Annotated in this window: 25 protein-coding genes and 1 pseudogene; 15 read left to right on the forward strand and 11 right to left on the reverse strand. The window is 53.2% G+C overall.

The genetic code is table 11. The annotated features are described in order from the left end of the window. Positions 1-13 precede the first annotated feature (13 nt). Both fucO and rhaM read left to right on the forward strand, forming a co-directional pair. Entirely contained in the window at positions 14-1162 is a 1149-nt protein-coding gene (fucO, locus tag QQZ17_RS08065) for a lactaldehyde reductase (protein ID WP_152401123.1), read from the forward strand. Then, positions 1159-1473: an L-rhamnose mutarotase gene (gene rhaM / locus QQZ17_RS08070; protein ID WP_152401122.1), complete on the forward strand. Its 315-nt coding sequence runs from the start codon at positions 1159-1161 to the stop codon at positions 1471-1473. The genes fucO and rhaM overlap by 4 nt, the downstream gene beginning before the upstream one ends. Positions 1474-1515: 42 nt before the next feature. Here the strand turns inward: rhaM and QQZ17_RS08075 are convergent, their stop codons facing one another. Next, complete coding sequence (locus QQZ17_RS08075; RefSeq protein ID WP_152401120.1) at positions 1516-2907, reverse strand: carbohydrate porin; 1392 nt, start codon at positions 2905-2907, stop codon at positions 1516-1518. 341 nt (positions 2908-3248) lie between these two features. After that, positions 3249-3794 (reverse strand): annotated as a pseudogene (locus QQZ17_RS08080) (helix-turn-helix domain-containing protein); the annotation flags it as partial. A gap of 98 nt (positions 3795-3892) precedes the next feature. Here QQZ17_RS08080 and QQZ17_RS08085 point away from each other — a divergent pair. Together QQZ17_RS08085 and QQZ17_RS08090 are read left to right on the forward strand one after the other, a co-directional pair. Next, positions 3893-4552, forward strand: coding sequence for an AzlC family ABC transporter permease (locus QQZ17_RS08085; protein ID WP_152401118.1), 660 nt, complete (start codon positions 3893-3895; stop codon positions 4550-4552). After that, positions 4552-4875 (forward strand): AzlD domain-containing protein, encoded by a 324-nt coding sequence (locus tag QQZ17_RS08090; protein ID WP_152401117.1) that lies wholly within the window; start codon positions 4552-4554, stop codon positions 4873-4875. Before QQZ17_RS08085 ends, QQZ17_RS08090 begins: the two co-directional genes overlap by 1 nt. A 46-nt stretch (positions 4876-4921) precedes the next feature. Here the strand turns inward: QQZ17_RS08090 and QQZ17_RS08095 are convergent, their stop codons facing one another. Genes QQZ17_RS08095 through QQZ17_RS08125 form a run of 7 tightly spaced genes read right to left on the reverse strand, consistent with a single transcriptional unit; the run spans position 4922 to position 9773 of the window. Continuing rightward, positions 4922-5482: an AAA family ATPase gene (locus QQZ17_RS08095; RefSeq protein WP_152401115.1), complete on the reverse strand. Its 561-nt coding sequence runs from the start codon at positions 5480-5482 to the stop codon at positions 4922-4924. Then, positions 5479-5916 (reverse strand): PTS sugar transporter subunit IIA, encoded by a 438-nt coding sequence (locus QQZ17_RS08100; RefSeq protein WP_042325494.1) that lies wholly within the window; start codon positions 5914-5916, stop codon positions 5479-5481. The genes QQZ17_RS08095 and QQZ17_RS08100 overlap by 4 nt, the downstream gene beginning before the upstream one ends. 32 nt (positions 5917-5948) lie before the next feature. Then, on the reverse strand, positions 5949-6218 hold the full coding sequence (locus tag QQZ17_RS08105) for a hypothetical protein (RefSeq protein WP_152401113.1): 270 nt from the start codon (positions 6216-6218) through the stop codon (positions 5949-5951). Positions 6219-6277: 59 nt separating this feature from the next. Further along, positions 6278-7120, reverse strand: a complete 843-nt coding sequence (locus tag QQZ17_RS08110; RefSeq protein WP_152401111.1) for a class II fructose-bisphosphate aldolase — start codon at positions 7118-7120, stop codon at positions 6278-6280. After that, on the reverse strand, positions 7107-8474 hold the full coding sequence (locus tag QQZ17_RS08115) for a PTS sugar transporter subunit IIC (protein ID WP_125370347.1): 1368 nt from the start codon (positions 8472-8474) through the stop codon (positions 7107-7109). Before QQZ17_RS08115 ends, QQZ17_RS08110 begins: the two co-directional genes overlap by 14 nt. Further along, complete coding sequence (locus QQZ17_RS08120; protein WP_042325486.1) at positions 8467-8781, reverse strand: PTS sugar transporter subunit IIB; 315 nt, start codon at positions 8779-8781, stop codon at positions 8467-8469. Before QQZ17_RS08120 ends, QQZ17_RS08115 begins: the two co-directional genes overlap by 8 nt. Before the next feature lie 11 nt (positions 8782-8792). Further along, positions 8793-9773 carry a 6-phosphofructokinase gene (locus tag QQZ17_RS08125; protein ID WP_152401108.1) on the reverse strand — a complete coding sequence of 327 codons (981 nt, stop codon included), beginning with the start codon at positions 9771-9773 and terminating at the stop codon, positions 8793-8795. A gap of 482 nt (positions 9774-10255) precedes the next feature. Here QQZ17_RS08125 and QQZ17_RS08130 point away from each other — a divergent pair, with 482 nt between their 5' ends. The 4 genes from QQZ17_RS08130 to QQZ17_RS08145 are packed head-to-tail and all read left to right on the forward strand — an operon-like array spanning position 10256 to position 14963. Continuing rightward, a complete protein-coding gene (locus QQZ17_RS08130; RefSeq protein ID WP_152401106.1) occupies positions 10256-10702 on the forward strand; it encodes a PTS fructose transporter subunit IIA in 447 nt (148 codons plus the stop codon). Between the two features lie 10 nt (positions 10703-10712). Beyond that, positions 10713-12158 carry a PTS fructose-like transporter subunit IIBC gene (locus QQZ17_RS08135; RefSeq protein ID WP_152401101.1) on the forward strand — a complete coding sequence of 482 codons (1446 nt, stop codon included), beginning with the start codon at positions 10713-10715 and terminating at the stop codon, positions 12156-12158. After that, complete coding sequence (locus tag QQZ17_RS08140) at positions 12148-13218, forward strand: aminopeptidase (RefSeq protein ID WP_152401099.1); 1071 nt, start codon at positions 12148-12150, stop codon at positions 13216-13218. Before QQZ17_RS08135 ends, QQZ17_RS08140 begins: the two co-directional genes overlap by 11 nt. After that, complete coding sequence (locus tag QQZ17_RS08145; RefSeq protein ID WP_152401097.1) at positions 13218-14963, forward strand: putative frv operon regulatory protein; 1746 nt, start codon at positions 13218-13220, stop codon at positions 14961-14963. Before QQZ17_RS08140 ends, QQZ17_RS08145 begins: the two co-directional genes overlap by 1 nt. 54 nt (positions 14964-15017) lie before the next feature. Here QQZ17_RS08145 and QQZ17_RS08150 read toward each other — a convergent pair whose 3' ends face one another. Continuing rightward, positions 15018-15230: a DUF1471 domain-containing protein gene (locus QQZ17_RS08150; protein WP_152401095.1), complete on the reverse strand. Its 213-nt coding sequence runs from the start codon at positions 15228-15230 to the stop codon at positions 15018-15020. Positions 15231-15358: 128 nt separating this feature from the next. Beyond that, a complete protein-coding gene (gene fdhD / locus QQZ17_RS08155; protein ID WP_152401094.1) occupies positions 15359-16195 on the reverse strand; it encodes a formate dehydrogenase accessory sulfurtransferase FdhD in 837 nt (278 codons plus the stop codon). Between the two features lie 192 nt (positions 16196-16387). Here fdhD and fdnG point away from each other — a divergent pair, with 192 nt between their 5' ends. From fdnG to fdhE, 7 genes are all read left to right on the forward strand, one after another. Next, a complete protein-coding gene (gene fdnG, locus QQZ17_RS08160) occupies positions 16388-19438 on the forward strand; it encodes a formate dehydrogenase-N subunit alpha (protein ID WP_152401092.1) in 3051 nt (1016 codons plus the stop codon). Positions 19439-19450: 12 nt separating this feature from the next. Further along, positions 19451-20356 (forward strand): formate dehydrogenase O subunit beta, encoded by a 906-nt coding sequence (gene fdoH / locus QQZ17_RS08165; protein ID WP_152401089.1) that lies wholly within the window; start codon positions 19451-19453, stop codon positions 20354-20356. Next, positions 20353-20988 (forward strand): formate dehydrogenase cytochrome b556 subunit, encoded by a 636-nt coding sequence (gene fdoI / locus QQZ17_RS08170; protein WP_152401087.1) that lies wholly within the window; start codon positions 20353-20355, stop codon positions 20986-20988. The genes fdoH and fdoI overlap by 4 nt, the downstream gene beginning before the upstream one ends. A 175-nt stretch (positions 20989-21163) precedes the next feature. Continuing rightward, positions 21164-22501, forward strand: coding sequence for a vWA domain-containing protein (locus tag QQZ17_RS08175; protein ID WP_152401085.1), 1338 nt, complete (start codon positions 21164-21166; stop codon positions 22499-22501). Positions 22502-22518: 17 nt separating this feature from the next. Beyond that, entirely contained in the window at positions 22519-24015 is a 1497-nt protein-coding gene (locus tag QQZ17_RS08180; protein ID WP_152401083.1) for a sensor histidine kinase, read from the forward strand. Positions 24016-24019: 4 nt separating this feature from the next. Continuing rightward, positions 24020-24706, forward strand: a complete 687-nt coding sequence (locus QQZ17_RS08185; protein ID WP_152401081.1) for a response regulator transcription factor — start codon at positions 24020-24022, stop codon at positions 24704-24706. 144 nt (positions 24707-24850) lie between these two features. Continuing rightward, positions 24851-25780, forward strand: a complete 930-nt coding sequence (gene fdhE / locus QQZ17_RS08190) for a formate dehydrogenase accessory protein FdhE (RefSeq protein ID WP_046493134.1) — start codon at positions 24851-24853, stop codon at positions 25778-25780. Positions 25781-25784 lie beyond the last annotated feature (4 nt).

The following is a 25784-nucleotide window of genomic DNA, read 5'->3' on the forward strand; positions in this document are numbered from 1 at the left end:
AAGGAGAAAAAACATGAGCTTTATGCTGGCACTTCCAAAAATCAGTCTGCATGGCGCGGGCGCGATTGGCGATATGGTGAACCTCGTTGCGAATAAGCAATGGGGCAAAGCGCTGATCGTCACCGACGGTCAACTGGTTAAGCTGGGCCTGCTCGACAGCCTGTTTACGGCGCTGGATGAGCACAAAATGTCGTACCACCTGTTCGATGAAGTGTTCCCGAACCCGACCGAAGCGCTGGTACAAAAAGGTTACGCGGCCTATCAGGGTGCGAACTGTGATTACATCATCGCCTTTGGCGGCGGCAGCCCGATCGATACCGCCAAAGCCGTGAAAATACTCACCGCAAACCCTGGCCCCTCCACCGCCTATTCCGGCGTAGGTAAAGTGAAAAACCCCGGCGTGCCGCTGGTTGCTATCAATACCACCGCTGGGACAGCCGCCGAAATGACCAGTAACGCGGTCATTATCGACTCCGGACGCCAGGTGAAAGAGGTCATCATCGATCCGAACATCATCCCGGACATCGCCGTGGACGATGCCAGCGTGATGCTGGAAATCCCGGCCTCCGTAACGGCGGCAACCGGCATGGATGCGCTGACTCACGCGGTGGAAGCGTATGTTTCTGTCGGCGCGCACCCGCTAACCGACGCCAATGCGCTGGAGGCGATTCGCCTGATCAACCTGTGGTTGCCAAAAGCGGTTGATGATGGTCACAACCTGGAAGCGCGCGAGCAGATGGCATTTGGTCAGTATCTGGCGGGTATGGCGTTTAACAGCGCCGGTCTGGGACTGGTTCACGCTCTGGCGCACCAGCCGGGTGCCACGCATAACCTGCCGCACGGCGTTTGTAACGCTATCCTGCTGCCGATTATCGAAAACTTTAACCGTCCGAACGCGGTAGCGCGTTTTGCCCGTATCGCGCAGGCGATGGGTGTTGATACCCGTGGTATGAGCGATGAAGCCGCGAGTCAGGAAGCAATCAACGCCATCCGCGCGCTGAGCAAACGCGTCGGCATTCCGACAGGTTTCAGCCAGCTCGGCGTCACTAAAGAGGATATCGAAGGCTGGCTGGACAAAGCGCTGGCAGACCCTTGCGCACCGTGCAACCCGCGTACCGCCAGCCGTGACGATGTGCGCGAGCTGTACCTGGAGGCGTTATGATCCGCAAAGCGTTCGTGATGCAGGTGAATGCCGACGCGCACGAGGAATATCAGCGTCGTCATAATCCCATCTGGCCAGAGCTGGAAGCGGTGCTGAAGGCTCACGGCGCGCATCATTACGCGATTTATCTCGATAAAGACCGCAATCTGCTGTTCGCAACCGTCGAGATTGAGTCCGAAGAACGCTGGAACGCCGTTGCCAGCACCGACGTTTGTCAGCGCTGGTGGAAGCATATGCGTGACGTCATGCCCGCAAACCCGGATAACAGCCCGGTGAGCGCGGAGCTGAAAGACGTGTTTTATCTGGAGTAACCGATGAGCCCGGTAGGCATCAGCGCTACCGGGCCCTTTCGTTTAGAAATAATATTTAAAGCGGACGCGCCCACCATAGCGACTGTCAGAATCGTCACCGTTCACGTTATCCCCGTCGCTATCCAGAATCGAATAATATGCACCAAGGTAAATATTGAAGTTTTGCATATTCATCACATTAGCGAACTGATACGACGCGTGAATAGTATGAATGTCATAGGTGCCTTCATTGTTAATCCAGCAGCCGTCATCACACACTACCCCTTCAAAATCATCAATCTTGTTATGCGCGTAGATATAGCCCAGCTCAAAACGCTTCCACAGCGCGTTCACCCCGGTAGTAAAGTCGTTTTCGTTGTTGGCATCCAGATACGCGGTATTCAGGTTTACCACGATGCCATTCTCCGGATCGGTCTTTAAACCATTCCACGTCATTGTCATACCGTAACCGGTACGATCGGACTGATCGACAAATTTACCGTTTGAATTAGTGTAACCATAAGCGTTATTGACGACGTTCGATTCCATCGCGGCAGCAACTGAGAACGCATCCTGTGACCACGAAATAACCGGACGCAAATAGGCAACGCTCCTCTGTTGTTCCATTGCCCGACCGTGGAATTCGTCATCGTTATAAAGTGAGGTCCCCTCTTCCAGCAGAGTGTTTAACTCAAAGTACCAGTTATCCACCTGCTTGCTGACGAGGAAGTTGCCGCCGGCATCAGAACGACCACGGCCTTCTTTCATCATGTAAATATAGCCGCTGCCGTCGTCATACAGATCGTTGGCGGTATTCCCCGAGTGCTCAATAAACGTATCCTGATTAAGAGGGAACATATCGTAGGCTTCGAAGCGCCCGACCTTCACCTTCCAGTCATTCTCTTTACCAAAGAAGAAGACGGCATCATCAATATTCACCATGCCCTTCATATCACCCAACGGTTGAGCGGAGAATCCGGCGTAATAGCCATTATCTAACTTACGCGTGCCGTCAAAGCCCAGTAAAATTCGGCCATTAATATTCCACTGTTCGTTAGTCGGATCGTTATTAACATTGGCATTGGTCATTGCCAGCAGGCCATGATTACTTTCCGCATCCATGTTGAATTCTACGTCACCGTAGATTTTCAGATCGCCATAACCGGACAGCAGCAGATTCGGCGTCGCGGCATTCTTTTTCGTCTCCTCCGCAGAGGTCTGACCGTTTACGGGCGTATTGCCCTGTGCCGCTTTAATCTCACGTATTTCAGTTGCCTGCTGGGTCTGTAATTGCTGAACCTGATTTTCCGCCTTCGCCGCCCGGTTTTCTGCCGCTTCCAGTCGCGCTTCCAGCTGTTCGAGTCGTTGTTCCAGTGTCATTTTTTGCGTTTTAGCAAAACTATTATTAGCAACTAATAATAGACCTATTGCTAAAGCCAGCGTCGATTCCTTCATTTATTCGCGTTCCTTTAAATAAATAATGAACAGCGTATTTCCTTTAGAAATACGCAGAGTGAATAACAAGGTAATATGTATTATTTTTATATTTAAAAACGGCAGCAATTGATAAAAATAATAATCAACTGTTACAACGCCACAGGCCAACAATTACTAACACGCAGCTTTCTTTGTGTAAACGCCGAAAGCTTTCAGTTCGTGAGGAATATAACAAAAGGGCTAAAATAAACGAAATATCATAAAAATAATTAAATATGAATTAAGAAAGAAAATAGTTAAGAGTAATCATTCGATGGCGCCTTTTGCATACCATAGCGGTGAAATTCCAGGTTCGCTAAACTCTGCTCAGCCACCAGAATCGCCTGGGTATCGGCTTCCAGCGCTTTAAAGATATGCTCCTGATCGGCGGGATAACAAATATAGTCGCCCTCACCTAACACTTCTGGGGCTTCCGTCAGGCCGACCAGCGCTTTTCCCTTCGTCACAATAATGTGTTCGATCGATCCCGGCGGATGCGGCTGAGAAATGCGGTCGGCTCCAGGCTGGGTCAACAGCAAATAGATATCGCGCCGTGCGCCTGGCGGGCAGGCGGCCAGTAAAATCGCCTGATAGTGCGCCTGTTCGGCCACCACTTTTGTGCCCTCACCGCAACGGATCACCTGCGTTTTTTGCGCCTGCGGCTCCAGCAGCCGCGCAAAGGGAATATCCAGCGCCACGCAGAGCGACCAGAGCGTTTCCAGGCTAGGATTACCATTTCCCGCTTCCAGTTGGGAAAGCGTCGACTTGGCAATCCCCGCCCGTCGGGCGATTTCTGCCAGAGACAGCCCCGTTCGCTGACGTTCGCGAACCAGACTCTTAGCAATCACGCTGATGGGTTGTGTCATACACGACTCCATGTTTTTTATATCGAACGAATCGTTCATCTTGTCAAACATCTGTGTTGCGTTCATTATAATGGAAATTCGTTCGATATGGCTAAATCATGACGCGCTTCTTCTCCTGTCTGAAGGCAGACACAATAAAAGCAATCTTTCTGGTCTGCCTGGCAGTAGGCGTGGTGGGGATGTCCTACGGTTCGCTGGCGATGGCTTACGGCTTCCCGGTCTGGGTGCCGTTTATACTCTCTATTTGTGTGCTGGCGGGGGCGTCCGAGTTTATGTTTATTGGCATTATCGCCAGCGGCGGCAATCCGTTAGCCGCCGCCGCTGCTGGCTTACTGGTTAACGCCCGTCATGTCCCGTTTGGCGTGACGGTACGCGACCTGGTCGGCACCCGCGCGGCAAGCTTTTTCGGCTGCCATATTATGAACGATGAAAGCGTGGTGTTCGGCCTGTCGCAGAAAACCCCGGAGCAGCGCAAAGCCGCCTACTGGCTGTGCGGCCTTGGCGTCGCCATTCTGTGGCCGCTGGGAACGTTGCTGGGTACGGTGGTGGGGCAACTGTTGCCCGCCCCGGAAACCATTGGACTGGACGCCGTGTTCCCGGCCATCCTGCTGGCACTCGTCGTCCCGGCGTTTAAAAACCGCACCACGTTGATTCGTGGCCTGAGCGGTGCCGTCGTGTCGCTCGCCGCCGTTCCCTTTGCACCGGTCGGACTGCCGGTTCTGCTCTCCCTGCTGGGTTTACTGACGAGGAAGAAATAATGGGCAACATGACGCTGTTCATCGTCGGCATCGCCATTTTATCGGCGGGAACCTATTTAATGCGCCTCGGCGGCGCCAAACTCGGCAGCCGACTGGCACTCTCTGAACGCTCTCAGGCGTTGTTATCCGATGCCGCTACGGTACTGCTGTTTTCCGTCGCGCTGGCCACCACCTTTTATGAAGGCGAGCACTTTGCCGGCATGGCGCGCGTCCTCGGCGTCGCCTTCGCGGTCTTCCTCGCCTGGCGAAAAATGCCATTGATTGTGGTGATTATTGCCGCTGCCGTGGTCACGGCACTGCTGCGGATGGCGGGGATACACTAAAAAAGCGCCCGTGGGCGCCCTTAACGTGTTAACGACAATTTGTCGTTCAGGTTTTCGCTATCTGTTCGTCTATCCAGGTGATAACGGCGTTAATATCCAACGCTTGCGCCTGGTCTACCGTTAATACCGGCCCGAGCCGCATCGGCTCAGCGCGTGCTGCCAGTTGCGCCAGTTCAGGCAGATACTCCTCACCAGGATGGCCCGACTTACGGGCCTGTAGCCGCGTGGCGTAGCGCGTCACCGCGAGCTCGGGCGTAATGTGGTTCCACACCTCAACCACCTTCTCAACGCCCGCCTGCTGCAATAGTCGCAGTAACGTTTCACGAGGCTGAAAGCCAAACCAGGCGTCAACCAGCCAGACGACGCTCGCCGGAGAGTGGCCGATAATCGACCAGATCACCTCATAGGCCGCACAGCCTAACTGCCGATTGAAAGGCCGGTCGATATCCGTAAAGCGCGCCATAAACGGCTCTTTGATCCCATCAATCGTCAGCAGCGGCAGGCTAAATGCTTCCGATAACTGCCGGGTGATCGTGCTTTTACCTGAAGCGGGGATCCCGTTGATTAAAATGACTGTTTTACAGTCTGGCGAGAGGTGTCGTTTCATAGCAGCGCGACCACCTCTTCGCGGGAACTTGCCGCTCGCAGCTTCGCCATGCGTTCATCATTGTCGAGTAAGGCGACGATGGCGCGAATGCCCTCTTCGATATGCGCATTACTGTCCTGCGCGCCAAACATAATGACAATGTCGGCGGCTTCACTGTCAGCAAACTGAATGGGCTTATCCAGCAGCACCATGCTAAAACAGTTACGCTTCACCCCACACTCTGGACGGGCATGGGGGATCGCGACACCTTCATCAAACACATAATACGCCCCATGACTGAGGGTGTTGTCGATAACCGCCTGACCGTATTCCGCTGAAATATACCCTTTTGCAACCAATGGACTGGCCGCCAGTTGAATCACCTTCTGCCAGTCAGTTTCTGCTACGCCAACCTGAATCGCATCGGCCTCGATAAGTAATTCTTTTATCGTCATGACGACTCCCTAAGAGCTTAATGAATCTGGCTCTAAATATTCCGGCGAATAACATTACGTAACTCATCTATACGTACAAAAAGCGAATCAATTTCCTGTCGGTACGTTTGGCTTTTGGCATAAACCGACAGCGCCCGATTATAGGTAAGCATTAATGCTTTCTGTATTTCGCCATTACCTGGGTTGCCCTGCAGTTCACCTTCCAGCCTGGCGATTTCTTCCGCCAGAACACGGGATTGTTCATCATATTCTTCCGGCGGGCGTGTTTCTTTTTTCCATAACGATTTCAAAGATTCAAACATAGCGATCCCCCGCCCTGATGGACAACAGGGCAACAAAATATCATTCATTAATAACGGCGTTATTTAAATAAAGCGATCTTTTCCATTAATACCTGGGTTACCGCATTATTTGCCGGAATTAAAAACTTACGTACGCTGTCATTCACCTTGCCTTTCTCAAAGGTGTTTTTACACTGATCGACCCATTGCACGTTCATTTCCGTACCGACATTCACTTTATTAATGCCTTCGGTAACCGCCAGACGCATATCGTCATCACTCACCCCTGTTCCACCGTGTAATACCAGCGGAACAGCGGTCGCGGCGCTGATCTCTTTCAGCCGCTGATGTTGAATCTGCGCCTTACCGGTATACAAACCGTGCACCGTGCCCACCGACACCGCCAGCATGTCGACCTGCGTTTCATCAACAAAGCGTTTGGCATCTTCTACCGTCGTAAAGCAGATATCCTCCGCCGCCACCGCTTTACCATCCTCTGAGCCGCCGATAGCCCCGAGCTCGCCTTCCACCGTAATATTTCGTGGTCGTGCCATCTCCACCACGATGCGGGTATTACCGATATTCTCTTCCAGTCCCAGGTGCGAGCCGTCATACATGACCGAGGAAAACCCGGCATTCATCGCCGTCTCAATGGCGCTGATATCAGAGCAGTGATCCAGATGCAGGCAGGTCGGGACATTCTCGCTCTCTGCCAGCGAACGTACCGCATCCACTAACAGGCGATAGCCCAGATATTCTGCCGTCCCGGTTGAAATCTGAATCATCAACGGGCTATTCGTTTTTTGCGCCGCTTTAAAAAACGCGGGCAGCATTTCAATACAGTGCAGGTTAAAAGATCCAATCGCTTTGAAATTTCTTTCCTGGCCGATTTTAAGGATCTCGTTGAAGTTATACAGACTCATGAACATTTTCCCCTTTTGGCTTAGCGGATTTACCGTTTACGAACCATGCCAGTGCGGCAACAAAAACAATGAACAACGCAACAAAGAGCCAGTTATTCTGGAAGGCGTGACCTAAGACGAGGCCAGAGCTGATGACGTCTGAATCGCTGAACGTGACGCCGGTGAAACCGTAGGTTTCCAGCATCGGCACCAGAATCGCAGGCAAGAAGGTGATGAACAAACCGTGAACCACGCCGCCGATCATCGCCCCGCGACGACCGCCCAGCGCATTGCCAAACACCCCCGCCGTCCCCCCGGCAAAAAAGTTGGTTAACAGACCCGGCAGAATCATCGCCAGACCAAACATCGGGAACACCAGCATGCCAATGATGGAACCAACGGTTGTCGCCAGGAATCCAACAATCACCGCGTTGGGCGCATAAGGGAACAGCACCGGGCAATCCAGCGCGGGCTTAGCATCCGGGACGATACGCATGGCGATACCGCGAAACGCCGGAACCAGTTCGTTGAGCAACAAACGCACGCCGCTGTAGAGCACGAAGACGCCGGCCACAAACTGAATGGACTGCATGAAGGCATACATCAGGTAGTTAACACCACCGGAGAACTGGGCGATATATTCCGGACCCGCCGCCAGCGCCGGAATGAGGTACATCGGTACCATCACGACCGCCATTGCGAGGTAGGTATCCTGTAAGAACTTGAAGTTATCAGGTAATTCGAGGTCTTCCGTGGAGCGGGACCCTTTGCCCACCACCTTAGCCACCGCCGCCTGTACCAGGTAGCCAATGGTGCAAAAGTGTCCCAGCGCCACATCATCCGAGCCGGTGATACGTCTGACCACCGGTTGCGCCAGCGCAGGCATCAGAACCGCCATGATGCCGCCAAAAATACCACCGGTCAGAATCAGCGGCAGTCCGGTAAGACCCGATTTATAGCCAATGACCGCGCCAATGGTCGCCATCCACAATAACGCCTGTCCGGTCAGGAAGATGTATTTCAGCGGCGTCAGACGCGCGATGATGATGTTGACAGCAAAAATCACCATCAGGGTTAACGCCACTTCTGAGCCCAACTCGCGGTTGGCTAATCCGGCAATGGCGGCCACATCGGTAATGTAACCCTTCATGCCAAATCCCTGAGTAAAAATATCGTTCAGGAAGGTCAGTGTGGCGACAATAATGTTAATCCCGGCCATCATGATTAAAAAACCGAGCAACGTTTTAAACGTGCCTTCAGCGGTTTTTCCCGGCGATTTCTTTTGCAGGATAAGCCCGAGCATCGCGATAAAAGCAATTAATATCGACGCCTGACCGAGCAAATCTTTAACGATGAATTCAACGAAGCTATTCATAATGGGCTACCTTCAGATTCCGCTCTTTTAAAAACGCGACGATCTTGGCTTCAATTTCGTCTTTGTCTGTGAGCTTATTCAGAACCACGACCCGTTTAATTTCTTCTTCGCTGGCATCAGCCGTTAAGATGTCAGCAAAGGTTTTTTGCGTCAGGATCATGTCAGATTTAAACGCTCCCGCTTCGGATACCGTGGTATGTTCGATATGCGCAGGAATTTCCAGTTTCTTTAAAACCGCTTTCGCCGTCATTTCAATAGCAAAACTTGAACCGAGGCCGCAGCCACATACGCAAAGAATTTTCAGCATGTAAGGTCTCCTCAAATAATATTGAGTTGTTTGGCAAGTTTGTAATGATGTCCTTCTGTATCAACCAGACGTTTTTTCATACTTACGAGATCAATCGGAATAGGTTTATTACTTTGATTTATAATAATCGCTTTATTTTTCATCCCTGACTGGATGCACCGAACCACTTCGCTCGCCATAATGGTGCCCTGATAAATTTCTTCACAGGTCGGATCGCCATTCCGTAAACCGTAACCGACTATCGTTTTACGAATTCGCTCGCCAATTCGCGGTTCGAGTTGTTTAATCATTGTGTCAATCGCTCCCTGAAAGCCGGGAGAATATTCTCGGGTGTAGCCTTCGGAGCACAGAATAATCACGCTGTTCTGGATGGCCAGTTTCTGCTTCACCCGCTGCGCTAAGGTTTCAAGCGGCATCTGGGATTCCGGGATCAGGGCAATATCTGCATTACATTTAATGGCCGATTGCAGGGTTAATTCACCACAATATCCGCCCAACAATTCCACCATAAACACGCGGCCGGGCAGCGCTCTGCCGGTATTTCTTAAACGTGAAACCTCCTTAATAATCTGTTCGCAGGCGGTCGAAAAACCAATCGTATAATGGCTGCCATAAACATCATTATCGATAGTCATTCCTACGCCAAAACAATTAATATCAAACTCGCTCAGGGTATTGAGAAACTGTAAACTGCCGTCGCCACCCGCCATAATCAGCACATCAATGTGCAACGACTTAAGTTTTCTGGCGATCGCTTCATACTCGCTACGCTGCAACTTCCGGGTGGTTCTTCCTGAGGTAATGACAGGTATCGCCGCGATAGAAAAATCGACCAAATCCCGCCATGTCACGTCATGGTGATTTTTCTCCAGTAAACCGGGAATACCACCATTGAATAACGTAATTTTTGCATCCGCGAGTCTGGCGACCTGGAATATGAAATTATTTATTCCAGAAACGTCTCCACCACTAATGACAATACCCATTTTCATTGTGTTTCCTCCGAAGCGTCCGTAGAAACATTTTTCCCTGACTCCATGCTTGATATTTGCAATGAAGATCACATAATGCTGATAAATTCGTAATCACCTAATATTGACAGGCTCATTATAAAGCTGTTTTTTGTGATATATATCTCATTTATAAATTGAATTTTATCCAGAGATTACTTTTCAATTCCCTTACTTATCATTGAGTTAATAAAGCATGAAAAAATCGCCATTAAGACTCCCTCGGCAACGGGTTATGTCGCTTTTATAAAAAGAGAAAAATGTGATAACCATCGCTTTTTTTTACGATTAAGAGGTCCACAACGCCTCTATTTTTCCCGGTGTAAGGCGTCAAAATGTGGGCTTGCGCACAAAGGCTGCACATGCTTAGCGCGAATTATGTCATTACCCGCCGACATATTGCCGCTCATCTCATCGTCCGTTCATCGTTAAAATCATAAAAAAGATTTTAACGGAGTCACTCTATGCCAGCAGTCGGCGCAAACTGTATTGATCTGAATATTCAGGGGAATACCCCTTATTCCATCCTCAAACAACTCGCGGAAATAGCGTTTAAGAATGGCTATATCACCGATCGTTCGTTATTTCTGCAAACGCTACTGATGCGGGAAAAACTGCATTCCACGGGATTCGGCTCAGGCATCGCCGTTCCTCACGGAAAAAGCATCTGCGTGAAGCAACCCTTTGTTCTGTTTGCCCGTAAAACCCAGAGTCTTGACTGGAAGGCGAGCGACGGCGAAGGCGTCAACTGCTGGATTTGCCTCGGCGTGCCGCAAACCGGTGAAGAGGACCAGGTCAAAATCATCGGCACGCTATGCCGCAAAATTATCCATCAGGATTTCATCAATCAACTGAAGCAGGGTGACGCCAGCCAGGTGCTTGCCCTGTTAAATCAGACCTTAACCTCATAAGGAAGCGGCTATGCAGTCATCCTTACGTTTAGTGGCAATCACCAACTGTCCTGCGGGCATTGCTCACACCTACATGGTCGCGGAAGCGCTGGAACAAAAAGCGCGTTCGCTCGGCCATACCATTAAAGTCGAAACCCAGGGGGCAAGCGGCGTCGAAAACCGCCTGACGCAGGATGAAATTGCCGCGGCTGATTATGTCATTTTAGCCACCGGGCGAGGCTTAGGCGGTGAAGACAGGGCGCGTTTCGCCGGGAAAAAAGTCTATGAGATCGCCATTTCACAGGCACTGAAAAACATCGACCAAATTTTCACGCAATTACCTTCTCATTCGCAGATTTTTGCCACAGATAGCGGCGTGAAGCTGGGTAAACAGGATGTCCAACAGGGCAGCATCATGAGCCATCTGATGGCCGGGGTTTCCGCTGCGCTGCCGTTTGTTATTGGTGGGGGTATCCTGGTCGCTATCGCCAATATGCTGGTCCAGTTCGGCTTGCCCTATACCGATATGTCGAAAGGCGCGCCGTCATTTACCTGGATTGTCGAATCCATCGGCTATCTGGGTTTCACCTTTATGATCCCGATTATGGGGGCATATATCGCGTGGTCGATTGCGGATAAACCCGCCTTTGCTCCGGCATTTTTAGTGTGTTATCTCGCTAACGATAAAGGGCTGCTCGGCACTCAGTCTGGCGCGGGATTTCTCGGCGCGGTCGTGCTGGGGTTGGCGATCGGTTATTTCGTGCTGTGGTTTCGTAAAGTCCGTCTCGGCAAAGCGCTCCAGCCGCTACTCGGTTCAATGCTGATCCCGTTTGTTACTCTGCTGGTGTTTGGCGTATTAACGTATTACGTCATCGGCCCGGTGATGTCAGATATCATGGGCGGTCTGCTGCATTTCCTGAATACCATTCCGCCCTCCATGAAAATGGGTGCCGCCTTCCTCGTTGGGGCAATGCTGGCGTTTGATATGGGGGGGCCAATCAACAAAACCGCATGGTTCTTCTGCTTTTCGCTGCTGGAAAAACATATCTATGACTGGTACGCCATTGTCGGCGTTGTGGCACTGATGCCGCCCGTCGCAGCAGGTATCGCGACATACCTGACGCCAAAACTGTTTACTCAACAAGAAAAGGCGGCCGCCAGCAGCGCGATTGTGGTCGGCGCCACCGTCGCCACCGAACCGGCGATTCCCTACGCGCTGGCCGCACCGCTGCCGATGATTACCGCGAATACGCTCTCAGGCGGCATAACCGGCATGCTGGTGATCGCCTTCGGAATCAAACGTCTCGCGCCAGGATTAGGTATCTTTGACCCTCTGATCGGCCTGATGTCGCCGGTCGGTTCCTTTTATCTGGTGCTGGCAATCGGTCTGGCGCTGAACATTTCGTTGATTATTATCCTGAAGGGATTGTGGCTCAGACGTAAAGCCGCACAGCAGGAGCTTGCACATGAACATTGAGTTACTTCAGCAATTATGCGAAGCCAGCGCCGTCAGCGGTGATGAGCAAGAAGTGCGTAATATCCTCATCAACGCGCTGGAGCACAACGTAGATGACATTACCTTTGACGGTCTCGGCAGTTTTGTCGCCCGCAAAGGCAACCGCGGGCCAAAGGTCGCGATCGTCGGTCACATGGATGAAGTTGGCTTTATGGTCACGCATGTCGACGATAATGGTTTTCTGCGCTTTACCACCATTGGCAGTTGGTGGAGTCAATCAATGCTGAACCATCGGGTCGCCATTCGCACCCGCAAAGGCGTAAAAATCCCCGGAATCATCGGCTCCGTTGCGCCGCACGCCTTAACGGATAAGCAGAAACAGCAGCCGCTGACCTTTGACGATATGTTCATTGATATTGGCGCGAACAGCCGCGAAGAGGTGGAAAAACGCGGCATTGCGATCGGTGATTTTATTAGCCCGGAAGCGAACTTTGCCCGCTGGGGTGAGGATAAAATCGTTGGCAAAGCGCTGGATAACCGAGTCGGTTGTGCGCTGATGACGGAGCTGTTACAGACGGTGGATAACCCCGACATTACGCTTTACGGCGTCGGCAGCGTGGAAGAAGAGGTCGGACTGCGCGGGGCGCAAACCTCAGCAGAACATATCAAACCTGACGTGGTTATCGTGCTGGATACGGCGGTCGCAGGCGATGTGCCCGGCATCGACAGCATCAAATACCCCTTGAAACTGGGCGCGGGCCCTGGCCTGATGCTGTTTGATAAACGTTATTTCCCCAATCAGCAACTGGTTGCTGCGTTAAAAGCGAGTGCGGAAAGCCGTACTGTTCCTGTACAGTTTTGCACCATGAAAACCGGGGCGACGGACGGCGGGCGCTATAACGTGATGGGCGGTGGTCGCCCGGTAGCGGCGCTCTGTTTACCCACCCGTTACCTTCACGCCAACAGCGGTATGATTTCCGCGAAGGACTATGATGCTCTGTTTACGCTGGTGCGCGAACTGCTGATGTCGCTGACGACAGATAAGGTCAACGCGTTCACCGACTTTCGTCAGGTGAACTGATGCTCAGCGAACGCCAGTTAACGCTCGTCGACCTTCTTGAACAGCAGCCCTGCTCGCTAAACGCGTTGGCGCGGCAAACTGGCGTTTCGGGCAGAACCATCCTGCGCGATATTGATTACATCAACTTTACGCTCAGCGGTAAGGCCCGTATTCAGCCTGGCGGTAGCGCAGGCTATCAACTGGATATCATCGACAGACGCAGCTTTTTCCAGCTTCTGCAACGTCATGATAATGATGACCGGTTGCTGGCGCTCCTGCTGTTGAATCCCTTTACTCCCCGCGTACAGTTGGCCGCTTCGCTTAACTTGCCGGAGACCTGGGTTGCCGATCGTCTTTCGCGTCTGAAGCAACGCTATGAACGTGCATTTTGCCTTTCCAGTCGCCCGGGCGTTGGCCATTTCATTGATGAACCTGAAGAAAAACGCATTGTTCTGTTGGCGAATCTGCTTAAAAAAGATCCGCTGTTAATTCCGCTCCCTGGCGTGACACGAGACAATATTGAACGACTCAACACCGCCTGCGAAAGTCTTGATGCGTTTGCGCTGATGTCGGGAGAATATCTTGCGAGCCTGGTACTGGCGGTCTATGCGCTGCGTAATCAACTCACCCGCGCATGGCCAGAATGTCGGCATACGTTGCTAAAAAATATCGTAGAGCAGAGCGGGATCTATCTCGGCGAAAACGCGTTCAACACGCTGTCTGGACTGCTGGAAACGCAGCAACAGCAGGCAATGACAATATCTGCCGACGCTGTGGCTTCTTTGCTACAACGTGTACCCGGTGTCGCCGCGTTGAACATCATTGATACGCAACTGGTTGATAATATTACCGATCACCTGCGCAGATGCGTTTCGGCCCCAATCTGGGTTCCGGAACATCGCCAGAGCAGCATGAATAACCTGAAAGCCGCCTGGCCCGCCGCGTTCGATATGAGCCTGCGTTTCATTGCCCTATTGCGTGAACAATTCGCTATCCCGTTGTTCGACAGCGATCTGATCGGGCTCTACTTTGCCTGTGCGCTGGAGCGGCATCAAAATGAGCGTCAGCCCATCATTTTGTTATCCGATCAAAATGCAATTGCCACCATTAACCAGCAGGCCATTGAGCGTGACGTATTAAATTGCCGGGTAATCATTGCACGAACTCCCGGTGAGGTGATCTCAATAAGTCAGGAGGTGGAACCGCTACTGATCGTCAATAACAGCCATTATTTGCTGAATGAATCATTAAAAAATGTCCTGACCATCAAGAACATCATTTCCTCTGCCGGCACTGAACAAATTAAAAGCTTTCTTGCCACTGCTTTTATTCGCCAGCAGCCGGAACGTTTCTTTTCTGAATCAGGCAGTTTCCACTATTCAAATACCCCCAACGAAGGCTGGCCCGACATCATTCGCCAGATTTGTACCCGACTTGTGACGCAACACCAGATTACCGACGATGAGTCACAACGCATCTGCGCCCGTGAAGGCGAAGGTGAGAACCTGATAGTCAATCATCTGGCAATCCCCCATTGCTGGAGCGAACAAAAGCGGCGTTTTCGCGGATTCTTCATTACCCTCGCGCATACCGTTCAGGTCAATAATGAACCCGTGAGCCATGTGCTGATCGCCTGCGCTGCCGCCGATGCGCGTCATGAGCTAAAAATCTTTAGCTATCTGGCCAGCGTGCTGTGTAGTCATCCCGCTGAAACCATTTGCGAATTAAAGGGATATGAGGCTTTTATCGGGCTATTAAAGCAGTAAGCGCAGAAACGAAAAAAGCGCCTCAGGGGCGCTCTTTCGACGATGAAGATGAACTTATTTCAGCAGTTCCGCCGTCATGTGCACGCGGTTACCGGTGTAAGCCTGTGTGATTTTGTAGGAACTTGCACCCGCTTGTTCAGCCTGGGCTGCGATTTTTGCTTCAGTGCTTTCCAGAGTCGAACCGGTAGCAGTCACGGACTGGGCAGCGAAAGCGCCGAAAGAGGTAGCGAGAGCGATAACTGCGACAAAAGTTTTGATGCTTTTCATGATGTAAACCCTTTAAGTTAGTTGTTTGAGTAAGGCACCGTGCCTTGATGTGATAAATAATAGGCCGTTACCCAGACAACTAAAAGCGGAAGGATTTGCCCATCTTATTCAAATTAACTGAACATAAATCACTCAGCGACTAAACGCTGTGGATGCGTATAAATGGTTGCTCTGCCCGGCTTACAGAACCCCACCAGCGTCAGATTGCAGCGCTCGGCGACTTCAACCGCCAGCGTGGTGGCGGCAGAAACGGCAAACAGGATCTCTACGCCGCACATTGCGGACTTCTGCACCATCTCATAGCTCGCGCGACTGGAGACCAGCGCCGCTCCCGGCAGCCAGCTTTCCCCCTCCGCAGCGCGTCGCCCCAGCAGTTTATCCAGCGCAACGTGTCGACCAACATCTTCATGTCCGCCCGCCAGTTCGCCTGATGGCATCACCCACGCCGCAGCATGCGTACATCCGGTGAGTTGCCCCACGGGTTGAAAATCCTTCAGATGCCTTAACGCGTGGTCAAGCCTGGCGAGGTTAAAGGTCTGGGTGAACGGCAGCGGCTGTACGGGTTTACCGATATCATTGAGCTGCTCAACGCCGCATACGCCACAGCCGGTGCGTCCGGCCAGCGCGCGACGACGCTCTTTCAGTCCCATAAAACGGCGACTGGAAAGCTCGATCTGGACTTCAAGACCGTTACAGGAGGGGACAACATCCATGCCATAGATCTCGCGCGGGTTGTCAATAATGCCCTCGGAGAGGGAAAAACCGACCGCAAAGTGTTCCAGATCCTTCGGCGAAGCCATCATCACGACATGAGAAATGCCGTTATAGACCAGCGCAACGGGCACCTCTTCGGCTACCTCATCCGGCTGAGGATGTTGCAAATCTTCACGTTTCCAAAGGTTAATCCGCCGGGAACTCGTGACATTTATCACATTTTTAACTTCTTTTGGATGTATCTTATTCACTTTCTTTTAACCGTATAAGAACACACATACCAACATTGTGGTATTCTGTCACAAGCCCCTCCTGGATGGGGGGAATTGACCCAATTCTGGACCTTTGCGGTCCCGTCCGCAAAGAAAAATAACAACCACACCCTGAGCGCTCACCAACATGAATGTGTAAGGGATGTGACAATGTCGAAAAAGGAGCAAACCATGCAGGTCAGCAGAAGGCAGTTCTTTAAGATCTGCGCTGGCGGTATGGCAGGCACCACGGCGGCAGCACTGGGCTTTGCGCCCGGCGTAGCGCTCGCGGAAACACGGCAATATAAACTGCTGCGCACCCGCGAAACCCGTAATACCTGCACTTACTGTTCCGTTGGTTGTGGGCTGTTGATGTACAGCCTCGGCGACGGTGCAAAAAACGCCAAAGCATCTATCTTCCATATCGAAGGTGACCCGGACCATCCGGTCAACCGTGGCGCGCTCTGCCCGAAAGGGGCCGGTCTGGTGGACTTCATCCACTCAGAAAGCCGCCTGAAATTCCCGGAATACCGCGCGCCAGGCTCGGATAAATGGCAGCAGATCAGCTGGGATGAGGCATTTGACCGCATCGCTAAGCTGATGAAAGAAGACCGCGATGCCAACTACATTGCGCAAAACGCCGATGGCGTCACCGTTAACCGCTGGCTTTCTACCGGGATGCTGTGTGCTTCCGCGTCCAGTAACGAAACCGGCTTTTTAACACAGAAATTTACCCGCGCGCTCGGTATGCTCGCGGTCGACAACCAGGCGCGTGTCTGACACGGACCAACGGTAGCAAGTCTTGCTCCAACATTTGGTCGCGGTGCGATGACCAACCACTGGGTCGACATCAAGAACGCCAACCTTATTGTGGTGATGGGCGGTAACGCCGCTGAAGCGCACCCGGTAGGATTCCGTTGGGCGATGGAAGCGAAAATTCATAACGGCGCGAAGCTGATTGTGATCGATCCTCGCTTTACGCGTACGGCGTCGGTAGCCGATTTCTACACACCTATTCGTTCTGGTACTGACATTGCCTTCCTGTCAGGCGTCATCCTGTACCTGCTAACTAACGAAAAATATAACCGCGAATATACCGAAGCCTATACCAACGCCAGCCTGATCGTGCGTGAAGATTTTGGCTTCGATGATGGTCTGTTTACTGGCTATGACGCGGATGCACGCAAGTACGACAAAACCAGCTGGAACTATGAGCTGGACGAAAACGGCTTTGCGAAACGCGATACCACCCTGCAACACCCGCGCTGCGTCTGGAACCTGCTGAAACACCACGTCTCCCGCTACACGCCGGACGTGGTGGAAAACATCTGCGGTACGCCAAAAGCCGACTTCCTGAAAGTCTGCGAGTACATTGCAGAGACCAGCGCGAAAGACAAAACCGCGTCGTTCCTGTATGCGCTGGGCTGGACGCAGCACTCCATTGGTTCGCAGAACATCCGTACCATGGCGATGATCCAGTTGCTGCTCGGCAACATGGGGATGGCTGGCGGCGGCGTTAACGCCCTGCGCGGTCACTCGAATATTCAGGGTCTGACCGACCTTGGCTTGCTCTCGCAAAGCCTGCCGGGCTATCTGACGTTGCCAAATGAAAAGCAGACCGACCTGCAAACGTATCTGACCGCCAACACGCCGAAACCGCTGTTGAAGGACCAGGTCAACTACTGGGGCAACTACCCGAAATTCTTCGTCTCGTTGATGAAAGCCTTCTATGGCGATAAAGCAACGGCGGAAAATAACTGGGGCTTTGACTGGCTGCCGAAGTGGGACAAAGGGTACGACGTACTGCAATACTTCGAGATGATGAAAGAAGGTAAGGTCAATGGCTACATCTGCCAGGGCTTCAACCCGGTCGCGTCATTCCCGAACAAAAACAAGACGATTGCATCACTGTCTAAACTGAAGTTCCTGGTGACTATCGATCCGCTTAACACAGAGACCTCCACCTTCTGGCAAAACCACGGTGAGTCGAACGATGTGGATCCATCGAAAATCCAGACCGAAGTGTTCCGTCTGCCATCCACCTGCTTCGCCGAAGAGAACGGTTCAATCGTCAACTCCGGTCGTTGGCTACAGTGGCACTGGAAAGGCGCAGACGCCCCGGGGATCGCGGTGACTGACGGTGAAATCCTGGCCGGTATCTTCCTGCGCCTGCGTAAGATGTATGCCGAACAGAGCGGTGCCAACCCGGAACAGGTGCTGAGCATGACCTGGAACTACTCCACACCGCATGAACCGGCATCGGAAGAAGTGGCGATGGAGAGCAACGGCAAAGCGTTGGCCGATCTCATCGACCCGGCAACGGGCGCAGTGATCGTGAAAAAAGGCCAACAGCTCAGCTCGTTTGCCCAACTGCGTGACGACGGCACCACTTCCAGCGGCTGCTGGATTTTCGCCGGTAGCTGGACGCCGGAAGGCAACCAGATGGCGCGTCGTGATAACGCCGATCCATCCGGTCTCGGCAATACGCTGGGCTGGGCATGGGCGTGGCCGCTGAACCGCCGCATCCTGTACAACCGTGCTTCCGCTGACCCGCAGGGCAACCCGTGGGATCCAAAACGCCAAATCCTGAAATGGGACGGCGCAAAATGGGGCGGGATGGATATTCCGGACTACAGCGCCGCCGCACCAGGCAGCGATGTCGGACCGTTCATCATGCAGCCGGAAGGGATGGGCCGCCTGTTTGCTCTCGACAAGATGGCAGAAGGGCCGTTCCCGGAACACTACGAACCGTTTGAAACGCCGCTGGGAACCAACCCGCTGCATCCGAACGTTATCTCTAACCCTGCCGCTCGTATCTTTAAGGGCGACGCCGAAGCGCTGGGTAAAGCCGATAAGTTCCCGTACGTCGGGACCACTTACCGTCTGACCGAGCACTTCCACTACTGGACCAAGCATGCGCTGCTCAACGCCATCGCACAGCCGGAACAGTTTGTGGAGATAGGCGAGACGCTGGCGAACAAGCTCGGTATCGCGCATGGCGATACCGTTAAAGTCTCCTCTAACCGCGGCTATATCAAAGCCAAAGCAGTGGTGACCAAGCGTATTCGCACGCTGAAGGCAGACGGTAAGGATATCGATACTATCGGTATACCCATTCACTGGGGCTATGAAGGTGTGGCGAAGAAAGGGTTTATTGCGAATACCCTGACGCCGTCGGTGGGCGATGCAAACTCACAAACGCCGGAATTTAAGTCCTTCCTGGTGAACGTGGAAAAGGTGTAACGGAGACGACTTATGGCTTATCAATCGCAAGACATTATCCGTCGTTCCGCGACTAACGGTTTCACCCCCGCGCCGCGTGCGCGGGACCATCAGGAAGAGGTGGCGAAGCTCATCGACGTCACCACCTGCATCGGCTGTAAAGCCTGTCAGGTGGCCTGTTCAGAGTGGAACGACATCCGTGATGAAATCGGTAGCAACGTCGGGGTGTATGACAACCCGGCGGACTTAACCGCCAAATCGTGGACGGTGATGCGCTTCTCGGAAGTGGAGCAGAACGACAAACTGGAATGGCTGATCCGCAAGGATGGCTGTATGCACTGCGCCGATCCGGGCTGCCTGAAGGCATGTCCGGCGGAAGGGGCTATCATTCAGTATGCCAACGGGATTGTCGACTTCCAGTCCGAGCAGTGCATCGGCTGTGGTTACTGCATCGCCGGTTGCCCGTTCGACGTGCCGCGACTAAACCCGGAAGACAACCGCGTCTACAAATGTACGCTGTGCGTTGACCGCGTGAACGTCGGCCAGGAGCCGGCCTGCGTGAAAACCTGCCCAACGGGTGCTATCCACTTTGGTTCTAAAGAGGATATGAAAACGCTGGCAGGCGAGCGCGTGGCAGAGCTGAAAACCCGCGGTTACGACAATGCAGGCCTGTACGATCCGGCGGGCGTTGGGGGGACGCACGTGATGTATGTGCTGCACCATGCCGACAAACCGAATTTGTATCACGGTCTGCCGGAGAACCCGGAAATCAGCGCTACCGTGAAATTCTGGAAAGGGATCTGGAAGCCTCTTGCAGCGGTCGGCTTTGCTGCGACCTTTGCGGCCAGCATCTTCCACTATGTCGGTGTCGGTCCGAACCGTGCGGATGAGGAAGAAAACAACCTGCATGAAGAGAAAGACGATGAGGTGCGCAAATGAAAAAACGTGACACCATCGTGCGCTACACGGCGCCGGAACGCATCAACCACTGGGTCACCGCCTTCTGCTTCGTGCTGGCGGCGGTGAGCGGACTGGGCTTTTTCTTCCCGTCCTTCAACTGGCTGATGCAAATCATGGGGACACCGCAACTGGCGCGTATTCTGCACCCGTTCGTAGGCGTCATCATGTTTGCCTCGTTCATCATCATGTTCTTCCGTTACTGGCACCACAACCTGATCAACCGGGACGACATCTTCTGGGCGAAGAACATCCGCAAGATTGTCGTCAATGAAGAGGTGGGCGACACCGGGCGGTATAACTTCGGTCAGAAATGCGTGTTCTGGGCGGCGATTATCTTCCTGGTCCTGCTGCTGGTGAGCGGTGTGATCATCTGGCGTCCGTACTTTGCGCCAGCGTTCTCCATTCCGGTGATCCGCTTCGCGTTAATGCTGCATTCATTTGCCGCCGTCGCGCTGATTGTGGTTATCATGGTGCATATTTACGCCGCGCTGTGGGTAAAAGGCACCATTACGGCAATGGTGGAAGGTTGGGTAACCGGCGCCTGGGCGAAGAAGCATCACCCGCGCTGGTATCGTGAAGTTCGCGAAAAGCAGGATAAGACCCAGCCGTAAGCAGAGGCGGTTCGCGAGTCAACAACGTAGCGCCGGATGCCATTGCATCCGGCGTTATTTTTTAGGGGTATCGTGCGGTTTTGACAACTTTTTGACAACTTTATACAGATAACAGACCAACCGGCGTTGCGGTCGCATAAGAATGGAGTCGATTCTTAAGACAAGGAGACGTACCGTGAATCTCAAACACCTCTTCGCAGTCCTGACATTAGGTCTGCTTGCGACAACAACGTCGGCACAGCCGCCTGCGCCAAAAGTGGCCATTAAATCTGAACTGGCTTCTCCGCTGGTGCTGGAAAATAGCCAGGACAAAAACTACCTGAAAATCTCGCTGACAGGCTTCCCCCTCAACGCCACCAAACGCAGCCCGATCAACCTCGCGCTGGTGATTGACCGTTCCGGTTCTATGGGCGGCGACCGCATTGAACAGGCCACAGAAGCCGCCGTCATGGCGGTGAACACCCTAAGCGCTCAGGACACACTCTCGGTAGTGATTTATGACGACGTTGTGGATGTCATTGTGCCTGCGGCCAAAGTCGGCAACAAAGCGAAGCTTATCAGCCAAATTCGTGAACGGCTGACCGCTCGCGGCGGCACCGCGCTGTTTGCCGGGGTCAGTCGCGGCATCAAAGAAACCAGTAAATTCCTCGATAAAGCCCATGTTAATCGCATCATCCTGCTGTCTGATGGTCAGGCGAACGTCGGTCCCTCCTCCACCAGCGAACTGGCGGAACTGGGTAAAATTGCCGCCCGCAAAGGGATTGCTATCACGACGATGGGCATCGGTGAAGGCTACAATGAAGATCTGATGGCGGCGATTGCCCAGTACAGCGATGGCAACCACGTGTTCGTGCAAAACACCGATGCGCTGGAGAAGGCATTTGCCCATGAGTTTGGCGATGTGATGTCCGTCGTCGCTCAGGATGTGGTGGTGCAAATTAACGTCGCCGACAACGTTAAGCCGTTGCGCCTGCTGGGGCGTGAGGGTGAAATCCGCGACAACACGGTTACCGTAAAACTGAACCAGCTTTACGCCAACCAGGAGAAATATGTCATGCTGGAAGTGCTGCCGGCCAAAGGCAACGCCGCACAGAGCAAGCCGCTTGCCGAGGTTAACGTCAGCTACAACAACCTCGCCACCGGACAGAAAGAGCGCTGGGATGACAAGATGGCCGTCAGCTATACCGCCTCTGCCAGCGATGTTCAGAAAGCGCAGGTGGAAGATGTGGTCGTCGATTCCGCCATTCAAAAATCCGCCATTCAGAATGAGCAGGCGTTACAGCTCATAGATGAAGGCAAAATGGACGAGGCAAAAGCGATCCTGCGTGAAAACTCCAGTACGCTCAGCGCGTTACCGCTTAGCGCACCGGCCGCCAGAATGAAGGCGCAGGAGAGCGCAGAGGAAAACCTTAAGTTGCTGGACAGAATGGAAAGCGAAAGCAAAGAAGCTTCTCGTAAATCGCTGAAAGAACAGAGCTATAAAACCAAAAACCAGAGTTCGAAATCGAACTGATCCACAAGGAGTGCTGGATGCTCAGACGCAAGCCGATTTATCTCGTCATCACATTGATGTTTTTTATCCTGCTTGCTTACCTGGGCGTTCGCACCCTGGAACATGAAGTGTTGTTGCGCCAGTATCAGACCCAGACCCTGGCGAAATCACAGACGGCCAGCGTTGCCACGGGTATCGAAAATATCCTGCAGCAAAAAGCCTCACGTCTGCATGCGATCGGCGATTTTATCGACCCTGCTGACGTCGCGACCCTCAGCGCGCTCAAAGAGAACGACAGCGACATTGCCGACGTCTTTATCCTGCGGAAAAATCATCTCCTCTACCCCGATGAACGTCAGCCGTTGAGCAACGAGGATAAAGAGTGGGTACGCTTGCTCAACCCCCTGGTCAACGATCCCAGCCAACTTGCCAGCCACATGGCGCACAGCGAGCAGGACACGCCGCAGGCCGGCTGGTTTATTAGCTTTGAGACGCAGGAACCTCTGCTGATTTACTGGCGGCAGAAAGACGGGGCGATCGTCGGCTTTCGCCTCTCCTGGGTACAGTTGATGATGGATATGGCGAACGGCATTCAGGTGAATCTGGAAGACCCGCAGCAGATTGTCCGGGTGACGGAAAACGGCCGTCAGCTTTATCAGAACGCGCCGGCGGATTTACGCCGGCTCACCTTACTGGACTCCCGCACGCTGGAGTATCCGCTTACAACGTGGCAAGTCAGCGCTTACGGTGTCAACGCGCCGCTCTGGCACATTTGGCTGTGGGGCGGTGCGCTAGTCGTCCTGCTGCTGGTTGCCGCCGCACTGCTGGGCTTCTCGCTGTGGCGGGAATATACCCGCGCGGCGCGGCAGGCGCGCCAGCAGGTCGATTTTGTCAGCCAGGTGTCGCACGAACTGAAAACGCCGCTGACCAACATCACGCTCTATGCCGAACTGCTGCGCGAAGGGCTGGATGATGAACAAACGCACGAGCGACGCTATGTGGATGTGATCACTCAGGAAGGTCAGCGGTTATCACGGCTTATCCAGAATATCCTGACCTTTACGCGCGCGCCGAAACTGCATCTTCAGGCGGTCGATATCCCTCGCCTGATGACAGAAATCACGCAGATCTTTACGCCCGCATTGCAGGCAAAAGGGATGACGGTTCAACTGTCCTGCCCTGAGAATCTGACATTGCACAGCGATCGCGACGTGATCACGCAAATTGTCAGCAACTTTTTGAGTAATGCCGAAAAATACGCTTCGCAAGGTCAGCGCGTCGATCTGACCGTTGAAAGCGTCGCGGGAAACGTGGAGATCGCCGTTCGCGACTATGGTCCCGGCATTGCGGAGAACGAAATGCCCCTGATATTTCGCCCGTTTTATCGGGTCAAATCCTCCATTACCGAAGGCGTTTCGGGTACCGGTATTGGCCTAACCATCGCTTGCCAACTGGCGCAGCGCCTGCGCGGCAAGATTCAGGTAACAGCACAAGAGCCTGGCGTCCGTTTTACCCTTACGCTACCTCAGGGATGAAAACATGAAGATACTGATTGCAGAAGATGATGCCAACATCCGCCAGGGTCTGGTGGATGCGCTGTCGCGCGAAGGTTATTCGCTCATTGCCGCACCGGACGGACGCGCGGCGCTGGAGAGTTATCATCGGGACAAACCGGACTTCGTGCTGTTAGACATCATGATGCCCGAAATGGATGGCTACACGGTCTGCCGGGAAATTCGCCGTCAAAATGAACACATTCCCATCGTGTTTCTCTCCGCCAAAGATGAAGAGATCGACCGGGTTGTAGGGCTGGAACTGGGGGCGGATGACTACATCAGCAAACCGTTTGGCATTCATGAACTGCGGGCGCGGATAAAAACGATCGCCCGTCGCTGTTTGAACCATAACGCCACCCAGCCTAACCTCAGCTTTGCATTTGGCGACCTTACGGTGTTCCCGAATGAACTGTGCGCCTGGCGCGGCGAGCAAAAGCTGGAACTGACACTACGGGAAGTACGCATTTTAAGCTGCCTGGAGCGTCATCAAAATCAGGTGGTTACGCGCGATATGCTGTTCGATGCGGCGTGGGGATACGACTATTTACCCAATAGCCGCACGCTGGATCAGCACATTTCCCGGCTACGTAAAGTCATCGAACGGGATGCCAATCACCCGCAGCTAATCCGAACGGTGCATGGTCTGGGGTATCGATATCAGGTATCGTAACGCACACATTGCGATGTCACAGGTATAACCTGCAGGCCGATTGCGGTTATCATTAATGACATTCACCAGAGCGGGCGCGAAATGCCCGCCAATTCACAGAGCGGATTACACATAGCTAAATCTGCCTAACCAGGAAGTGACTGAATGAGCATTCGTATCATCCCGCAAGATGAGCTGGAAAAGAGCGAGAAGCGCGCGACGGATATGATTCCACCGTTATTATTCCCCCGGCTCAAAAACCTGTATAACCGTCGTGCCGAACGTCTGCGCGAACTGGCTGAGAACAACCCGCTGGGAGATTACCTGCGCTTTGCTGCGCTGATCGCCCATGCCCAGGAAGTGGTGCTGTATGACCATCCATTGCAGATGGATCTGACCGCACGCATCAAAGAAGCCAACGATCAGGGTAAACCGCCGCTGGATATCCACGTTCTGCCGCGCGATAAGCACTGGCAAAAACTGCTGCACTCGCTGATCGCCGAACTGAAACCCGAGATGAGCGGCCCTGCGCTAGCGGTGATCGAGAATCTGGAAAAAGCCTCCGAACAGGAGCTGGAGCAGATGGCCAGCGCCCTGTTTGCCTCTGATTTCGCCTCTGTCAGCAGTGATAAGGCCCCGTTCATCTGGGCCGCGCTGTCGCTGTACTGGGCGCAAATGGCCAGCCTGATCCCGGGTAAAGCTCGCGCTGAATACGGCGAACAACGTCAGTACTGCCCGGTGTGCGGCTCGATGCCGGTCTCCAGCATGGTGCAAATTGGCACCACCCAGGGGCTGCGCTACCTGCACTGCAACCTCTGCGAAACCGAGTGGCATGTGGTTCGTGTTAAATGCAGCAACTGCGAGCAAAGCCGTGACTTGCACTACTGGTCACTGGACAATGAGCAGGCGGCTGTCAAAGCCGAAAGCTGTGGTGACTGCGGGACCTACTTGAAGATCCTCTATCAGGAAAAAGACCCGAAAGTGGAAGCCGTCGCCGACGACCTCGCGTCGCTGGTACTGGACGCGCGCATGGAGCAAGAAGGCTTCGCCCGCAGTTCCATCAACCCGTTCCTGTTCCCGGGAGAAGGGGAGTAAACGC

The sequence above is a fragment of the Citrobacter sp. T1.2D-1 genome (genome assembly GCF_950098555.1).
Lineage (GTDB): Bacteria > Pseudomonadota > Gammaproteobacteria > Enterobacterales > Enterobacteriaceae > Citrobacter_A > Citrobacter_A telavivensis.

What these genes read in the sequence shown, in the direction of transcription:
- fucO (WP_152401123.1), top strand. Translation starts at nt 14, where the DNA reads ATGAGCTTTATGCTGGCACTTCCAAAAATCAGTCTGCATGGCGCGGGC.
- rhaM (WP_152401122.1), top strand. Translation starts at nt 1,159, where the DNA reads ATGATCCGCAAAGCGTTCGTGATGCAGGTGAATGCCGACGCGCACGAG.
- QQZ17_RS08075 (WP_152401120.1), bottom strand. Translation starts at nt 2,907, where the DNA reads ATGAAGGAATCGACGCTGGCTTTAGCAATAGGTCTATTATTAGTTGCT.
- QQZ17_RS08085 (WP_152401118.1), top strand. Translation starts at nt 3,893, where the DNA reads ATGACGCGCTTCTTCTCCTGTCTGAAGGCAGACACAATAAAAGCAATC.
- QQZ17_RS08090 (WP_152401117.1), top strand. Translation starts at nt 4,552, where the DNA reads ATGGGCAACATGACGCTGTTCATCGTCGGCATCGCCATTTTATCGGCG.
- QQZ17_RS08095 (WP_152401115.1), bottom strand. Translation starts at nt 5,482, where the DNA reads ATGAAACGACACCTCTCGCCAGACTGTAAAACAGTCATTTTAATCAAC.
- QQZ17_RS08100 (WP_042325494.1), bottom strand. Translation starts at nt 5,916, where the DNA reads ATGACGATAAAAGAATTACTTATCGAGGCCGATGCGATTCAGGTTGGC.
- QQZ17_RS08105 (WP_152401113.1), bottom strand. Translation starts at nt 6,218, where the DNA reads ATGTTTGAATCTTTGAAATCGTTATGGAAAAAAGAAACACGCCCGCCG.
- QQZ17_RS08110 (WP_152401111.1), bottom strand. Translation starts at nt 7,120, where the DNA reads ATGAGTCTGTATAACTTCAACGAGATCCTTAAAATCGGCCAGGAAAGA.
- QQZ17_RS08115 (WP_125370347.1), bottom strand. Translation starts at nt 8,474, where the DNA reads ATGAATAGCTTCGTTGAATTCATCGTTAAAGATTTGCTCGGTCAGGCG.
- QQZ17_RS08120 (WP_042325486.1), bottom strand. Translation starts at nt 8,781, where the DNA reads ATGCTGAAAATTCTTTGCGTATGTGGCTGCGGCCTCGGTTCAAGTTTT.
- QQZ17_RS08125 (WP_152401108.1), bottom strand. Translation starts at nt 9,773, where the DNA reads ATGAAAATGGGTATTGTCATTAGTGGTGGAGACGTTTCTGGAATAAAT.
- QQZ17_RS08130 (WP_152401106.1), top strand. Translation starts at nt 10,256, where the DNA reads ATGCCAGCAGTCGGCGCAAACTGTATTGATCTGAATATTCAGGGGAAT.
- QQZ17_RS08135 (WP_152401101.1), top strand. Translation starts at nt 10,713, where the DNA reads ATGCAGTCATCCTTACGTTTAGTGGCAATCACCAACTGTCCTGCGGGC.
- QQZ17_RS08140 (WP_152401099.1), top strand. Translation starts at nt 12,148, where the DNA reads ATGAACATTGAGTTACTTCAGCAATTATGCGAAGCCAGCGCCGTCAGC.
- QQZ17_RS08145 (WP_152401097.1), top strand. Translation starts at nt 13,218, where the DNA reads ATGCTCAGCGAACGCCAGTTAACGCTCGTCGACCTTCTTGAACAGCAG.
- QQZ17_RS08150 (WP_152401095.1), bottom strand. Translation starts at nt 15,230, where the DNA reads ATGAAAAGCATCAAAACTTTTGTCGCAGTTATCGCTCTCGCTACCTCT.
- fdoH (WP_152401089.1), top strand. Translation starts at nt 19,451, where the DNA reads ATGGCTTATCAATCGCAAGACATTATCCGTCGTTCCGCGACTAACGGT.
- fdoI (WP_152401087.1), top strand. Translation starts at nt 20,353, where the DNA reads ATGAAAAAACGTGACACCATCGTGCGCTACACGGCGCCGGAACGCATC.
- QQZ17_RS08180 (WP_152401083.1), top strand. Translation starts at nt 22,519, where the DNA reads ATGCTCAGACGCAAGCCGATTTATCTCGTCATCACATTGATGTTTTTT.
- QQZ17_RS08185 (WP_152401081.1), top strand. Translation starts at nt 24,020, where the DNA reads ATGAAGATACTGATTGCAGAAGATGATGCCAACATCCGCCAGGGTCTG.
- fdhE (WP_046493134.1), top strand. Translation starts at nt 24,851, where the DNA reads ATGAGCATTCGTATCATCCCGCAAGATGAGCTGGAAAAGAGCGAGAAG.